A 13,340-nucleotide genomic window follows, 5' to 3' on the forward strand; every position below is an offset into this window, starting at 1 on the left:
TCAAGCGTGGAACCCTTTGCGACCACTGGCTCCAGTGACTCTGACCGGATCTTGGCGGAACCCGAGCCCCTTCACTGATCGGCCCGGCGGAACCCGCCGTCGTGCCACTTCACAACCTTTGGACAGATCGGTAGCTGTCCACGTCAGCTTCGCTGTTCTTCTCTGTCAACACGAAGAACACTACACAATCAGTCTGGCAATGTCTAATCCCGCCACCACAGATTTCAGCAGCTCCTCGAGAGAACTTCCCTCACCGCACGGCGCTCGCTTTGGCCGAGTTACCACTCAGCTGTCCGGCCACGCGGCTGGGGTACGGGAACTGCAGCGGTCGCTCTCCACACCCCACGCGGTGGCCGCGGGCGATCCCCGGTCTCGGCCTGGGGCTGAGAACTGCCGCCGTCGAGCGATGAGCTGCCGGTAGCTTGCGGAGGGGGAGAGGCATCGAGGAAGCGGCCCCGCCGCTAGCGGTTGGTGGCGAGGGGTTCAGAACTGTGGCGCCAGCGGGGTCTTCCAGACGCCGTTCTCGCGGTGGGTCCTGGTGTCGTCAGCGGGTGCCATGGTGGGTTCCTCCTGATGCTGCCGGTTCCCACCGCACTGGGCCGATCCGGATCGCTGGATCGAGTCGGATCGGCACGGCCTGGGCGCCCCGCGTCGGCAGCGCAGGAGTGCTGGGTGCGGCTGCCTGGGCCAGGGCGCGGTCGTGGGCGGCGCGGCGGATCGGGTCGCGCAGGGTGGCATAGGCGTTGAGGAGGTCCTGTAGGCGCCGGTCGGCGTCATCGGCGGACTCTGGGGTGCGGGTGTCGGGGTGAAGCTGACGGATGAGTCCGCGGAAGGCGTGGTCGAGGTCGTCGTCGGAGGCAGCGGCGGTCACGCCCAGGATCGCGTACGGGTCGAGCGATGGCGCGGTCATGGCAGGTGCCCGTCAGGAGCGTCGGCGTCGATGAGGTAGATCGAGGGGCAGGGGTGGGTTTTGGGTGCGTGGACGGTGAGTACGCCGTTGGTCAGGGTGGCGGTGATCTTGTCGCCCCGCACCGGTCCGGGAAGGGTGATGAGGTGGCGTACAGGCCCGGTCCGCCGGGTGTGCCGGCGCAGGGGCCCTCTGTGGGGGCGCTGCGGGATCTGGGCGTGCACGATGAGGTGCCGGTCGTTCCATTCCACGATCACTTCGGTCGCCGCGGCACCGGGTAGGTCGAGGTCGATCACGAACTCGTCGGCGGTTTCTTCGACATCGACCCCTGGCGACGATTCCCCGCCGCAGGGTGCCGCAGCGGTGAGCGCGCGCAGGCCGCGACTCGTCCGGTGGTGGATGTCGTCGAGGTGAGCGAGCGGTTCGGCCGGCAGCCACCGCACGGCCGCTGAGTGCCGGATGGCGTCGATGGTCATCACGCTCACCTCTGCATCCTTGTTGAGTGAATAGGGCTCGTGGACCGGTGGTGATGCGGCAGCCCGCTGTGATGTCGTCCTAGGACGGACGGTGCGGCGGAGGGTCAGGTGTCGCCGCGGGTCGAGTGTGTGTCAGCGCGGGCGGCCGCATCACCGGGTCAAGAAGTTCGATCGGGGCCGGGCTACCACCTCCAACAGGCTTTCGTTGCCATGGGCAACATCTTGATCTGGGGATCGTGAGAGATCATCGCCTTCGCGCCGGTGGAGGGCCGCGCTCCCTGCCCAGTGGCCGCGGCGCCGGGGCTCTGTCGGTGAGCGGGGACCGGTGCCGCCGCGGCCATCGCCGCGGCGGCCGCCCGGCCTTCCCGCCGCCGGGTGGTGACAGCTTCCGGCGCGGAGGCTCTGACGGCGATTCCCAGCAGGCCGCGATCAGCGCGTCGAACTCGGCGCGGACGAGATCGTCATCGCCCAGGACGAGGTCGATGAAGACCTCGGCCTCGGCGAGTGTCTGCTCCTGGTTGGCTGCCGTCATCGATCTCACCTCTTCGACAACTTGCTGCACCGCTTCACCGGGTGGTGTGCGGTTCGGCCCCGGGTCAGGCGTCGATCTGCTTGCGGTCGTCGCTGTCCGCGGCGCTGATCGCGATCTTGCGCGGCTTGGCCTTCTCGGCGATCGGGATCGTCAGGGTTAGCACGCCGCCTTCGTAGGCGGCCTCGATCCGGTCGGCGTCCAGGGTGTCGCCCAGGAACAACTGGCGCGAGAACACCCCGAGCGGACGCTCCGCGACCTGCATCTCCACGCCGTCGCCGAGCTCGAGCGGCCGGCGCTCGGCCTTCACCGTGAGCACATTGCGCTCGACGTCCAGGTCGATCGCGTCCGGCGAGACGCCGGGCAGGTCGAACGACACGACGTATTGCTCACCTCGCCGGTAGGCATCCATCGGCATCGGGGTCGGGCGCGACCACGTGCCTGCCGCCTGGCTGCCGAAGAACTGCTGGGCCAACCGGTCCAAGTCCCGGAACGGGTCAGTGCGCATCAACATCGTCGTACACCTCCTGAAAGTTCTCATCCAACAGTTGTGTCAATACGCACCTCTCTTTTAACATGTCATCGAAACGATGACAAGTAGGAAATGTCAGCGGATCGCTGACGTGATGGAGGTAAGAGAAAGTGATCCTGACGGCCACCAGTCCACCGGACGAGGCGGAGCCCTCGGCGTCAGCCGCGCTCGCCGCCGTCGAGGAAACCGTGCATCAGGTCGCCCACCAGGGAGACACCGCGCCGACCGGGCGTGCGGACACTGCCAGTACCGCCAGCTCGGCCGACGTGCTGACCGCCCTGGCCGGACTGCGGGCCGTCCAAGACCGGCTCGCGGCCTGGGAGCCGCTGCTCATCGGCGCAGCCCGCGCCCACGGAGCAAGCTGGGCCGCGATCGCGCCGGCTCTCGGAGTCGCCAGCCGGCAAGCCGCCGAACGCCGCTACCTGCGGCTCAATCCCCACACCACCGATCCCGCCGGCATGACTGGCGAAGAGCGAGTGCAGGCGGCCCGCGATCGCCGCGCCGGTGACCGCTCCGTCAACCAATGGGCCCGCACCAACGCAGCCCGGCTGCGCCGACTGGCCGCACAGATCACCGCCCTCGACGGCCTCGATCCCGCCACCCAAGTAGCCGTCGACCGCGTCTTCCACGCACTCGGCAACTCCGACACCGCGACCCTGCTGTCACCGCTTGCCGACGCCGGGACCAAGCTCCAGCACACCCACCCCACACTGGCCGAACAGGCCGCCGACATCACCACGACCACGAACCAGTTACGCCACGCCACCTGACCTGACAAGGGCGCTGCCCCGGCGGTCCACGAATGCGCCGACCGCGCGAAGGTTCCTGCGGGGTACCTGCTCGTCATCGCTCACAGAGCTTGATCAACCCGACGTGGATGCATGTCGCCAGGCCCGTCGGTTACCCGAGTCCACCCATCTAGTCCACAGTCAACTGCTCCACAGGTCAGAGCGTGGTGAAGTCGGGGAAGATGTCCGATGGTTTTGCTGCCGTCCTCAGTGCATGGCTGGTCGCGAGTGAGGCGCGTTGGACCTTCTGTGCTTGGGGTTTGCGGATGTGTTCGTAGCTGGCGAGTGCGTGCGGGACGGGCATGTGGGGCAGAGTCAGGAGGTCGGCCAGCAGTGCGGCATCTTGCAGCCCCGCGCCTGCGCCTTGGCCCAAGATGGGGGACATGGCGTGGGCGGCGTCGCCCATGACTGCGACCCGATTGCGCGACCATCGCGGTACGAGGGCCTGGTTGATGTTGGTGTAGTAGCTGTCTGGTTCGGTGCGCATGGCGTCGCGCACGCCGGCGAGTGGCCCGGTGACGTGGGGGAACAGGTCGGCCAGCTGGGGCAGGCTGAGCTCGCGGCGGTTGCCGGCGTCGCCGGAGAGGAACACTATGCCGTGGAACTTCTTCCCTCCGTCCAGCAGTAGGTAGCCCAGGGTCGCGTCGTCGCCCACGGCGATACAGTTCACGTCGAGGTTGTCGACGTTCGGGGCGTGGAACCGCACGACCGCGCATCCGGTGAAGCCGGTGGTCGAACCTTCCAGGGCGTGCTGGCGTGTCCAGGAATTGATGCCGTCGGCACCGATGACCGCGTCGAAGCTTTCCGCGCGGCCGTCGTCGAATCGGACCTCGACGCGGTCGCCGTGGTCGGTGAGCTCGGTGGGCCGGACTCCCGTGCGCACCAGGTCTGCGACGGGTTCGAGTAGCGAGAGTTGCAGTTCGGTGCGGGAGAAGACGACCGACCTACCCTCCCGGATGTGGTCGAGCACACCGGTGCGGCCGTCGAAGATCAGGACGTTCTTTGTCTGCTGCCCCGGCCAGACGCGCCAGTCGATGCCGAGCTCGTCCAAGGCGCCGAGATGACGGCTGGACAGGCCGATGGCCCAGCCGGCCTCGGTGATGACCGGCGCTTGTTCGACCACCACAGGCTCGGTGCCGCGCAGGCGCAGCCCGGATGCCAGCGACAGACCGGTCAGCCCAGCGCCGACGATGAGAACTTTGTTCATGCTGTGCTTCCTTCCCGGTGGAGGGTGGGGCTCAGGCGACGGCCATGCCGCCGTCGGCTGCGATGACCTGACCGGTGATCCAGCTCGACGCCGGTTCGGCCAGCAGGTAGATCCAGCGCGCGACTTCGTCCGGCTCGCCGCGCCGCTTGAGCGGGAGCTGCTCGGCCTCGAGGCGCTTCATCTCCGCCAACCTGTCGGGTGGAAGCACCCCGGAAAGGATGGGAGTCTCGGTGGGCCCGGGTGCGACCGCATTGACGCGGATCTTGTCTCCGGCCAGTTCCGCGGCCCACGACCTGGTCAGGTAGTCCAGAGCGGCCTTGCTGGCGGCGTAGACCGCGCCGCCGCCCGGTTGAGGGTTCTGCGCGGCTGCGCTACTGACGTTGACCACTGACCCCTGACTCGCCCGCAGGTGCGGGATCGCGGCGCCGAGCAGGTAAGCAGGAGCGAACACATTGGTCCCGAACAGCGCCGCCAGTACGGCGGGATCGACGTCTTCGGTGCTCGTCGTACCGAACATCCCGGCGTTGCTGACCAAGGCGTCCAGTCGGCCATGGGCCGCGACGGCGCGCGCGACGAGTTTCCGGGCCTGGTCCGGTTCGGTGACGTCGGCGACCTCGAAGGAAATGCCGGCGTGCAAGGCGGCGGTCTCGGCCAGCGGCGCCTCGCGACGTCCGCTGATCACCACCTGCCAGCCGTGCTGGGCGAACAGCATCGCCGCCGCTCGTCCGATCCCCGACCCTCCGCCCGTGATCAGCGCGACCGGTGGATGTGCGGCGTCAGCCATGAGTTCTCCTATAAAACGAATGATCTTTCTTCTAGGAAAGCGGACCGCGCTTCGGAGGTCAAGGCGAATGATCGTTCTATAATGTGACATGCCACGCGTCACCCAGGAGCACCTCGACGCCCGCCGCCGGCAGATCCTGGACGCCGCGGCGAGCTGCTTCGCACGCAACGGCTTCCACGCCACCTCGATGCCCGACATCTTCGCTGAGGCCGGCTTGTCGACCGGCGCGGTCTACCGCTACTTCCCCAGCAAGCAGGCGATCATCGCAGCGCTGGCGGACTCGGTGATGGCCCCAGTGGTCCAGGCTGTGCGCGAGGCGGCCACAGCGGAACCGGCGCTCGACGTACCGGAGATCATCGATCTCATCCATCGGGAGCTGATCACCGTCCCGGAGTCCGACGGCTCCGCAGCATTGGTGATCCAGGTCTGGGCCGAGGCTGCTCGCGCACCGGACACCTTGATGTCCCAGCGCCGCGTCGGCGCCGAGCTCCACACCGCGCTGATGACGCTGATCGACCGCTTGGACACTACGCCGGCGACGAACACTTCTGACGCCGCATGGGCATTGATAGCGCTGAGTATGGGCGTCTTCCTGTGCCAGAACCTGCTCCAGGACGCCCCTTCAACCACCGCGTCTCTGATCACCCAACTGCACGCACTACTGCCCCCAGAGTCGAGATAGGTGGTCGTATGCCCGGCCTTCGGCAGTTGAAAGCAGGTCGTGCGCACGGGCGAGGGCTTCCCTGCCCTGGGCAGTAGTCACGATCTGCTGTCCCAGGTCCGCGAGCCGCGGCTACGCCGGATGGGTGGTCCTGCGGTTGGGGCCGAAGTCCAGGGGTACCGGATGCCATGGCCGACTCCATCATTGCCGTCCTGGACATCGACGGAACGTTGATCGATTCGAACTACCAGCACGCGCTCGCGTGGTACCGGGCGTTGCGTTCGGTGGGGGAGACGTTTCCGGTCTGGCGTTTGCACCGGCTGATCGGTATGGGCGGCGATCAGCTGTTGACCGCGCTCGGCGGCGAGGATCTCGAACGCCGGGTGGGTGACCAGGCCCGGGAGCGGCAGGGTGCGGAAGTCAAGGCGATGATCGAGGAGATGGCGCCGCTGCCCGGTGCGCGCGATTTGCTTTTGGCAATCAGGGAGCGCGGCCATCGGCTGGTGCTGGCAAGTTCTGGCCGGCAGAACCAGGTCGAAGTGTTCGTAGACAAGTTGGATGCCCGCGGCATCGTCGAGGACTGGACCAGCAGCGCCGACGTGGAGAAGTCCAAGCCGGCGCCGGACCTGTTGCAGGTGGCGCTGCGGAAGCTGGGCGCACGATCCGATGCGCCGAGCGTGCTGATCGGTGACTCGGTATGGGACATCAAGGCAGCAAAGAAGGCCGGGATGCCGGCGATCGCCGTACGGTCCGGTGGTTTCGGCGACGACGAACTCCAGGAGGCCGGTGCGATCGCCATCTACGACACCCCACGCGACCTCACCCAAGCCCTGGACGAAACTCCCCTTGCCTAAAGCCCAGAGCGTCATGGCCACGCCGGTAGCCAGCTTTCATCGGCGGCAACCAGCCGTTTCAAGGTCATACGGCGTGCCCTGCACGCGGGCGGGGCGCCAGCGACCGCGATGTTCCTCGGTCCGATCCTGCTCATCGCCTTCATCCGCTTCGCCCGCCGCAACCGAACCGCGGCGGGCGACGACGAGGACGGGTGGTACGCCGACCTCGACGAGCTCACCACCCCAGGTCAGGTCACGCTACGGGCAGCGCGCCTGTCGATGTGTGCAGTTCGCCCAGAAAGTCCGAGTCGGTGGGGTTCAGCCGGTAGACGTTGAGGCGGACCTTGTGACCCTCGGGAATGTCGACCGAGCAGACCTTCCAGCTCACGCCGCTGGTCGAGCAGACGGCCTTGCGACCCCCCGCGGTGGCGTCCCAGACCTCGACCCAGACGTAGTGGTTGTCCGCCATCTGATCGCCGACCTCGACGACCTCGGGTCCGCCCGAGTCTCTCGACTCGAAGATCACGTACGCCACTTCATGACCGTTACGGTAGAACGCTTCGCCGGTGTTCCCGGTACCGGCCTGGGCGGTTCCGGCGCCGAGGGTGGCGGCGACGATTCCCAGGGCCGCGACCGCCGTCGCGGCTCTGCCGATCTTGTGCCTCATCTTGCTCCTCTTTAGTTACCAAGGAATTTTGATCGGCATTCTACGATCGCCGCGGTTAATGGTTGCCTCCGGCACCGCTGATCAGCGCGGCGACGGGCTGGCTCGATCCGGACGTCGCCGAAAGCGACGCCGCGGGTCCTCGGAGGTTCAGGAAGTCATGCGGCAAGCTACCGAGGAGTGAGGGGTAGTCGCACGGGTGGCGGTAGTGGTGCTGCGACTGGCTTGGCCTGGAACGACTGGAGGATCAGGGCGGCGAACCGCCGGGTCGCTGCCACGCGCTGCTGGGATGAAGCGGCCCGGATGCCCTCGTTGGCCATCATGGCCAGGCTGAGGTCTTCCAGGACGAAATCGTCCCGCAGGTAGCCGGCTTCCTTGGTACGACGGATGAGCTCCAGCGCCAGCCGGAGTGAGCGATCGCGCTCGGCGGTGAAACCTGACGCGCGCGGGAGCTGCGAGGTGAACGCGCGCGCGAAGCCACGATCGAGCGCGTGCATCTCCAGCAGTTTCTCGACGACCGTGCTGAAGCCGGTCCATGGATCATCGGCGGCGAGTCCCTCTTCGACCAGCGAGGAGCACAGCCGCACCTGCTCGGAGAACGCCTCGGTCAGCAGTTCGTCCTTGGTTTCGAAGTGCCGGTACACGGTCGCGACGCCGACCTCTGCCCGCCGGGCGATCTCCCGGATCGACACATCGAGTCCGTCGGCGGCGAAGGCCAGCCTGGCCACGGCGAGAATCCGGTCCCGGTTGTCGCGGGCGTCGGACCGGAGCTTCGTTCCCACTTGTGCCGTCACCTCTCTCACTTTAGCTAAGCGGACGGGGTGTTCCGTTACGTTCGGCCGCATGAGAGCAATCGAGTTCAGCGAGTACGGTCCGCCCAGCGTCCTGCGGGTCGCCGAGGTGGAGGAGCCACAAGCCGGTCCGGGTGAGATTCGCATCGCGGTGCGGACCTCCGGGATTTCGCCCGGTGAGACGTACATCCGCGCGGGGAAACTTCGCGATCTGGTGCCCACGACATTCCCGTACCTGACCGGCTTCGACGCCGCGGGCGTGGTCGACCAGATTGGCGAGGGCGTTAGCGGCGTACGGGTCGGTGACGAGGTGTTCGGCGTGACGTCCATGACCGGTCGCGCGGCCAACGCCGACTTCGCCGTTCTGGGCGGCTGGGCGCCGAAGCCGTCCGCGTGGAGTTGGGAAGAAGCGGGTGGTGCCGCGGGCAGTGTCGAGACAGCCACGCGGGTTCTTGATCTGCTCGCGGTCAAGGCCGGGCAGACCGTGCTGGTGCAGGGTGCGGCCGGAGCTGTGGGGACGGTCGCGGTCCAGTTCGCGGTGGCTCGTGGCGCGCGCGTGATCGGTACCGCGAGCGAGCGCAACCACGACTTCCTGCGGTCCCTTGGTGCTGAGCCGACGACGTACGGAGCCGGGCTTGTCGAGCGGGTCAACGCGTTGGCGCCGGCCGGTGTCGATGCGGCGTTCGACTGTGCAGGAGGTGCGTTACCGGACCTCATCGCCATCGTGGGAGACCCGGCAAAGGTGGTGACGATCGCCGATTTCGAGGCGGCAGCGCACGGCGTACACATCTCGCACAGTGCGCCGGCCGACGAGACGGGGACCTCTCTGGGAGCGGGTGCCGACACTCTCGCGGTACATGGGCTTGCGATCGCTGTCGCGCTCGCTGCCGAGGGCAAACTGAGCGTGCCGGTTGCCGCCGCGTTTCCCCTCGACGAGGTCGCGGCCGCCCATGAGTTGAGCGAGACCCGGCACGCTCGCGGGAAAATCGTGTTGGTGCACTGACGGTCGAGACCCTGATCTGTCCGTCTACGTTTGGGACTGCAACAGCAGCGGATCCAGCTGGCGCCACCGATCCAGCTCAGATCGATGAGCGCGTGGATGCCGAGCTGGAGCAATCGATGAGCCTCAGATTTGGGCCGACGCCTACTCTGCCGAACCGGGGTGCCTCGACGAGGATCTGGAGGCCGCGGGTATGCCTCCGCTCCGGGAGTTCTCTCCCGGGCACAACTGACCGCTGAGCTCTGCATGGCTTGCCGAATCTCGTGGCAACGGGATCGAGTCGCAATTCTTAACGTTGTGCTTGGCGACGGCCTCGACGGTCAAGTTGTTGTTAGGCCGACGGCGGTGGCGTCGTCGGAGCGTTTGTTGCGGGGGAACTTGCGGCCGGATTCGTCCGATTCCTCGGTTTCGCGCACTTCTTTGATGAGGGCCTGTGGTCCGTTGGGTTCGGTGACGCGGGTGAGTACCTGTGCCCAGTTGGCGAGGCCGAAGGTGTGTGCACGGGCGGCGCCATCGGTGAGGAGGGCGATCCGTGCTACGTCGTTGAGTGTTCCGACGATTGCGTGCTCTGCGGCGGTTGGGTCGGCGGCTGCGGTCCAGTAGGTGCGGTTACGTTCGCTGAGCTCGGCGTGCTTCATCTTGACGAGCGCGATCGTCTTCTCGGCTGTTCCGATCGGGAAGCGGTCTGCTGCGGCTCTCTCGGCTGTGGCTGCGGCGTTGATGCGGAGGTCTTCGATCACGGTCAGTCCAAGTTCGTTCTGGACGAGCAAGGTGATGTCGCCGAGGACGAGGTACTCCCAGGTGTCTGCTGTGTGTCTGCGAACGATTCCGACGGCCGCCGACGGGGTGGCAGGGTGGCTGAGGTCGCAGGTGGCGCGGTGTTCGGAGGCCACTTGCTCTATTGCCGAGTGGAGGATGTGTGGGAGCGGTCCGGTCGGGAGGCGCTTTCTGAGAGCTGTACCTAATCGGGACGTAAACCAGGCCACTCCGTGGCGGCACCCGGTGCCCGTGCGGGCGGTGCCGCCGTCCAGCAGGACGACTCCTGGGATGTGCTGGTCGACGAAGTGCCAATCCTCGTTGGGCTTCTCTGTATCGCCTGGTTCCGTCCAGACTTCCACGGCGAGGGGGCCTGGGATGCCGTCTTCTGCCACGTCCTCATCCTTCCTCGGCGTTAACTGTCGTCAAGCCAGTGGATGCAGTCGCTGAGAGGTTTCGGGTGAACCTTGCTGCACACTTCTTCTCTGCGACTTGAAGTCATCCTCCCATCAGCGTCAATCATTTGCTCCTGGCCGGCACCACCGAGTTCTCTTCATTGAGTAGACAGTTGGCTGTGTATCGGGCACGGTGAGGGGCGGTGACGCGCCGTAGTCCTCGCGGCGCGCCGGTAGGGGGCTGCGGTGACTTCAGTTGGGTGGGTTCTGGGCCTGGTTCGGCACGTTTCGGTACAGGCGTCTTCTGCGACGTCGTGCTCGAAGCATCGGATCGTGGAACGCGAACCTCGTGGCCGGATCGCCGCGACTCCCGCAGCGGATCGAAGCAGGTACGCCGCCGTACCCGAAGTCGGCGCCGACAGAAGCGTTCTGCGGAGGGGCTGGCAATGAACGGGCCTACCCGGCGTCGCGCCGGCGCGGTGTTGGCGGCCGCGGTTGTCGCCCTCGCCGCAACGCTTGGGATGGCGACCAACATTGGTACGGGGATGCTGCCGGCTTGGCGCTGGGTCCACAACCCTGCGGTGATCTGGTCGGCAACAGCCGGGGTGGTGATGCTGCTCGTCGTGTCGGCTGTGGTTCAGGACCGTCTTGCGGGTGGAAACGGAGAGTCCGGGGTCGGTGCGACGACGGCTCCGCGTAAACCCGACCGGCGAGTTGGATCTGCACGGGCCTCGATGGCGTCGCTTCGCCCGCCGGAGGTAACCGACCCGGACATCCGGGGACGTGATCGACTGGTTGAGCAGCTCATCGCTCTGCACAGCTGGCGCGGCCGTCACCAACCCCGGGTGTGTGTCCTACACGGCATGGGTGGGGCGGGGAAGACCACCGTTGCGCAACTGGTCGCATGGAGCCTGGGCCGCGCCGGAGTTCGCGTTTGGTGGGTATCCGCCGCCACAGCCACCCAGCTCGACACTGGAATGCAGCTGCTTGCAGCGGAACTGGGGGCCTCTGACGCCGAGATCGAGGATGCCTGGTCCGACACAGGCAGCGGCCCTGATCTGGTCTGGCGTCTCCTGGACAGATTGACCCAACGGTGGCTGCTGGTCATCGATAACGCCGACGATACGAGGCTCCTCGCTGCGCCCGGCGAACCGGTGATCGCCGGACGTGGGTGGATCCGTCCCATCCGGTACCGGCGAGGCATGATGGTCATAGCAACGCGCGACGGTGACGCTATGACGTGGCCCGTCCGAGGGCGCCACGGCGACAGAGATCACAACGGCTGGTACGAGCTGCTCCCGATCGAGACTCTTAGCCCTGCCGATGGGGCCGCCGTCCTGATCGATCATGCCGGGGCCGCAGCTGGCACTCTGGAAGACGCCATGGCCCTGGCACAGCGCCTCGGTGGACTTCCCCTGGCCCTTGGCAATGCAGGGCAGACCATCCACCAGGCTCATCGCACCGGCGCACCTGGATCGCCGGCCACATTCGCTGACTATCGTGACGCCCTCGACAGTGGTCGGGCGCCCTCGCCGGAAGGTGCGTCCACCGAGGTGCAAGCGCGTCGTACGATCGACCGGACCTGGGACCTGTCCCTGGACCTACTCGACGATCGAGGCATGCCGCAGGCTCGGAACCTGCTGAGGTTGCTGGCCACGTTCGCCGATGCTCCGATCCCCACATACATCCTCGATCCCGCCACTTTGGCGAACTCACCCGTACTGGCCGAGCTCACCGGAGAGCAGCTCGCCGCTCTCCTGCAAGCTCTGGCCGGCGTCGGATTGGCGACTCTCGGTCGGACCAACCCGCCGGCGGTCGCGACCGTCGTACGGCTCCATCCCCTGATTCGCGACACCAGCCGCCGCCCTGTTCGCGCCGCCCAGCCGTACGACACCTACATCGGTCTGGCGATCAGACTGCTCCACAACGCCACTGAGCTTGATCCACAGGACCCCACGACGTGGCACACCTGGCAGATGCTCGCGCCGCACATCGCCGACATCTTCAAACAGGCCACGGGCGGGACCGAGACCAGCTACGAAATGCTTGCCGAGCTGTGCGGTATGACTCACCAGACCGCCCGCTATCTCGGACTGGTCGGCCTGCACCGGAGCGCGCGGGATCAGTTGGCTGTGTTGTTACCTGTGACTGAGCGAGTCTTGGGTGTTGAGCATCCCGAGACTTTGGCCACTCGCCACGACTTGGCGTCTTGGACGGGAAGGGCAGGGGATTTCGATGGTGCGCGCGATCAGTTGGCTGCGTTGTTACCTGTGACCGAGCGAGTCTTGGGCGTTGAGCATCCTGAGACTTTGACAACCCGCCACGACCTCGCGTCTTGGACCGGGAGGGCGGGAGACCTAGTAGGCGCGCGCGATCAGCTGACTGCACTATTGCCTGTTGCTGAGCGAGTCTTGGGCGCCGAGCATCGGGACACCCTGACCACTCGCCACGACTTGGCATCCTGGACGGGAAGAGCTGGGAACCTCGACGGTGCCCGCGATCAGTTCGCCGCGTTGCTACCTGTCATCGAGCGCGATCTAGGGGTCGAGCATCCCGACACGCTGGCCACTCGTCATCACCTCGCTCATTGGACAGGGGAGGCTGGTGACGCCCTAGGTGCCCGAGACCAGCTCGCAACCTTGCTGCCCATCCGAGAGCGGGTACTGGGGACGGAACATCCCGACACCTTGGCCACTCGTCACAATCTGGCTCTTTGGACCGGACAGGCGGGTGATGAGGCGGGCGCTCGCGACCAGCTCGCTGCGTTGCTACCTCTCCGCGAGAGTGTTCTGGGTCCCGAGCATCCACACACCTTGGCTACTTGGCACCACCTCGCCCTCTGGACCGGACGGGCCGGTGATGAGGACGGCGCTCGCGACCAGCTCGGCGCGCTGTTACCCGTTCGCGAACGCATCCTGGGCGTCGAACACCCCGACACGCAGACCACACGCCGTGAGCTCGCGGAGCTAGACCGGTCCGGTCGCGCCGATCGGCAGCTACCTGAAGACGATGTCTAA

General features: G+C 66.6%; 14 protein-coding genes and 1 pseudogene. 6 read left to right on the forward strand and 9 right to left on the reverse strand.

The genetic code is table 11. The features are described from left to right. Window positions 1–544 precede the first annotated feature (544 nt). The 4 genes from ACWF4Z_RS06220 to ACWF4Z_RS06235 all read right to left on the reverse strand — a co-directional run bounded on the left by ACWF4Z_RS06220 (window position 545) and on the right by ACWF4Z_RS06235 (window position 2,426). Entirely contained in the window at window positions 545–910 is a 366-nt protein-coding gene (locus ACWF4Z_RS06220; protein ID WP_452241864.1) for a J domain-containing protein, read from the reverse strand. Continuing rightward, window positions 907–1,383: an Hsp20/alpha crystallin family protein gene (locus tag ACWF4Z_RS06225; protein ID WP_452241944.1), complete on the reverse strand. Its 477-nt coding sequence runs from the start codon at window positions 1,381–1,383 to the stop codon at window positions 907–909. The genes ACWF4Z_RS06220 and ACWF4Z_RS06225 overlap by 4 nt, the downstream gene beginning before the upstream one ends. Window positions 1,384–1,627: 244 nt before the next feature. Further along, window positions 1,628–1,915, reverse strand: coding sequence for a hypothetical protein (locus tag ACWF4Z_RS06230; RefSeq protein ID WP_452241865.1), 288 nt, complete (start codon window positions 1,913–1,915; stop codon window positions 1,628–1,630). A 64-nt stretch (window positions 1,916–1,979) separates the two neighbouring features. After that, complete coding sequence (locus tag ACWF4Z_RS06235; RefSeq protein ID WP_452241866.1) at window positions 1,980–2,426, reverse strand: Hsp20/alpha crystallin family protein; 447 nt, start codon at window positions 2,424–2,426, stop codon at window positions 1,980–1,982. A 128-nt stretch (window positions 2,427–2,554) separates the two neighbouring features. On the opposite strand from ACWF4Z_RS06235, the gene ACWF4Z_RS06240 reads away from it, so the two are divergent. After that, complete coding sequence (locus ACWF4Z_RS06240; protein ID WP_452241867.1) at window positions 2,555–3,214, forward strand: hypothetical protein; 660 nt, start codon at window positions 2,555–2,557, stop codon at window positions 3,212–3,214. A 175-nt stretch (window positions 3,215–3,389) separates the two neighbouring features. Here ACWF4Z_RS06240 and ACWF4Z_RS06245 read toward each other — a convergent pair whose 3' ends face one another. Both ACWF4Z_RS06245 and ACWF4Z_RS06250 read right to left on the reverse strand, forming a co-directional pair. Continuing rightward, on the reverse strand, window positions 3,390–4,439 hold the full coding sequence (locus tag ACWF4Z_RS06245; protein WP_452241868.1) for an FAD-dependent oxidoreductase: 1,050 nt from the start codon (window positions 4,437–4,439) through the stop codon (window positions 3,390–3,392). Window positions 4,440–4,470: 31 nt separating this feature from the next. After that, on the reverse strand, window positions 4,471–5,223 hold the full coding sequence (locus tag ACWF4Z_RS06250) for an SDR family NAD(P)-dependent oxidoreductase (protein WP_452241869.1): 753 nt from the start codon (window positions 5,221–5,223) through the stop codon (window positions 4,471–4,473). 88 nt (window positions 5,224–5,311) lie between these two features. Here ACWF4Z_RS06250 and ACWF4Z_RS06255 point away from each other — a divergent pair, with 88 nt between their 5' ends. Both ACWF4Z_RS06255 and ACWF4Z_RS06260 read left to right on the forward strand, forming a co-directional pair. Next, window positions 5,312–5,905, forward strand: a complete 594-nt coding sequence (locus ACWF4Z_RS06255) for a TetR/AcrR family transcriptional regulator (RefSeq protein WP_452241870.1) — start codon at window positions 5,312–5,314, stop codon at window positions 5,903–5,905. A 167-nt stretch (window positions 5,906–6,072) separates the two neighbouring features. After that, window positions 6,073–6,738: an HAD family hydrolase gene (locus ACWF4Z_RS06260; RefSeq protein ID WP_452241871.1), complete on the forward strand. Its 666-nt coding sequence runs from the start codon at window positions 6,073–6,075 to the stop codon at window positions 6,736–6,738. Between the two features lie 232 nt (window positions 6,739–6,970). Here ACWF4Z_RS06260 and ACWF4Z_RS06265 read toward each other — a convergent pair whose 3' ends face one another. Further along, window positions 6,971–7,384 (reverse strand): hypothetical protein, encoded by a 414-nt coding sequence (locus tag ACWF4Z_RS06265; RefSeq protein ID WP_452241872.1) that lies wholly within the window; start codon window positions 7,382–7,384, stop codon window positions 6,971–6,973. Window positions 7,385–7,551: 167 nt separating this feature from the next. Then, window positions 7,552–8,175: a TetR/AcrR family transcriptional regulator gene (locus ACWF4Z_RS06270; protein WP_452241873.1), complete on the reverse strand. Its 624-nt coding sequence runs from the start codon at window positions 8,173–8,175 to the stop codon at window positions 7,552–7,554. Window positions 8,176–8,224: 49 nt separating this feature from the next. On the opposite strand from ACWF4Z_RS06270, the gene ACWF4Z_RS06275 reads away from it, so the two are divergent. Beyond that, window positions 8,225–9,175 carry an NADP-dependent oxidoreductase gene (locus ACWF4Z_RS06275; protein WP_452241874.1) on the forward strand — a complete coding sequence of 317 codons (951 nt, stop codon included), beginning with the start codon at window positions 8,225–8,227 and terminating at the stop codon, window positions 9,173–9,175. A gap of 317 nt (window positions 9,176–9,492) precedes the next feature. On the opposite strand, the gene ACWF4Z_RS06280 is transcribed toward ACWF4Z_RS06275, so the two are convergent. Continuing rightward, a complete protein-coding gene (locus ACWF4Z_RS06280) occupies window positions 9,493–10,323 on the reverse strand; it encodes a hypothetical protein (RefSeq protein WP_452241875.1) in 831 nt (276 codons plus the stop codon). 734 nt (window positions 10,324–11,057) lie between these two features. Between ACWF4Z_RS06280 and ACWF4Z_RS06285 the strand changes: the two are divergent. Together ACWF4Z_RS06285 and ACWF4Z_RS06290 are read left to right on the forward strand one after the other, a co-directional pair. Beyond that, window positions 11,058–11,396, forward strand: a pseudogene (locus tag ACWF4Z_RS06285) (ATP-binding protein); the annotation flags it as partial. A 480-nt stretch (window positions 11,397–11,876) separates the two neighbouring features. Beyond that, a complete protein-coding gene (locus ACWF4Z_RS06290) occupies window positions 11,877–13,340 on the forward strand; it encodes a tetratricopeptide repeat protein (protein ID WP_452241945.1) in 1,464 nt (487 codons plus the stop codon).

Source organism: Kribbella sp. NPDC055071 (assembly GCF_053608045.1).

What these genes read in the sequence shown, in the direction of transcription:
- ACWF4Z_RS06225 (WP_452241944.1), bottom strand. Translation starts at nt 1,383, where the DNA reads ATGACCATCGACGCCATCCGGCACTCAGCGGCCGTGCGGTGGCTGCCG.
- ACWF4Z_RS06235 (WP_452241866.1), bottom strand. Translation starts at nt 2,426, where the DNA reads ATGTTGATGCGCACTGACCCGTTCCGGGACTTGGACCGGTTGGCCCAG.
- ACWF4Z_RS06220 (WP_452241864.1), bottom strand. Translation starts at nt 910, where the DNA reads ATGACCGCGCCATCGCTCGACCCGTACGCGATCCTGGGCGTGACCGCC.
- ACWF4Z_RS06265 (WP_452241872.1), bottom strand. Translation starts at nt 7,384, where the DNA reads ATGAGGCACAAGATCGGCAGAGCCGCGACGGCGGTCGCGGCCCTGGGA.
- ACWF4Z_RS06230 (WP_452241865.1), bottom strand. Translation starts at nt 1,915, where the DNA reads ATGACGGCAGCCAACCAGGAGCAGACACTCGCCGAGGCCGAGGTCTTC.
- ACWF4Z_RS06250 (WP_452241869.1), bottom strand. Translation starts at nt 5,223, where the DNA reads ATGGCTGACGCCGCACATCCACCGGTCGCGCTGATCACGGGCGGAGGG.
- ACWF4Z_RS06275 (WP_452241874.1), top strand. Translation starts at nt 8,225, where the DNA reads ATGAGAGCAATCGAGTTCAGCGAGTACGGTCCGCCCAGCGTCCTGCGG.
- ACWF4Z_RS06245 (WP_452241868.1), bottom strand. Translation starts at nt 4,439, where the DNA reads ATGAACAAAGTTCTCATCGTCGGCGCTGGGCTGACCGGTCTGTCGCTG.
- ACWF4Z_RS06260 (WP_452241871.1), top strand. Translation starts at nt 6,073, where the DNA reads ATGGCCGACTCCATCATTGCCGTCCTGGACATCGACGGAACGTTGATC.
- ACWF4Z_RS06255 (WP_452241870.1), top strand. Translation starts at nt 5,312, where the DNA reads ATGCCACGCGTCACCCAGGAGCACCTCGACGCCCGCCGCCGGCAGATC.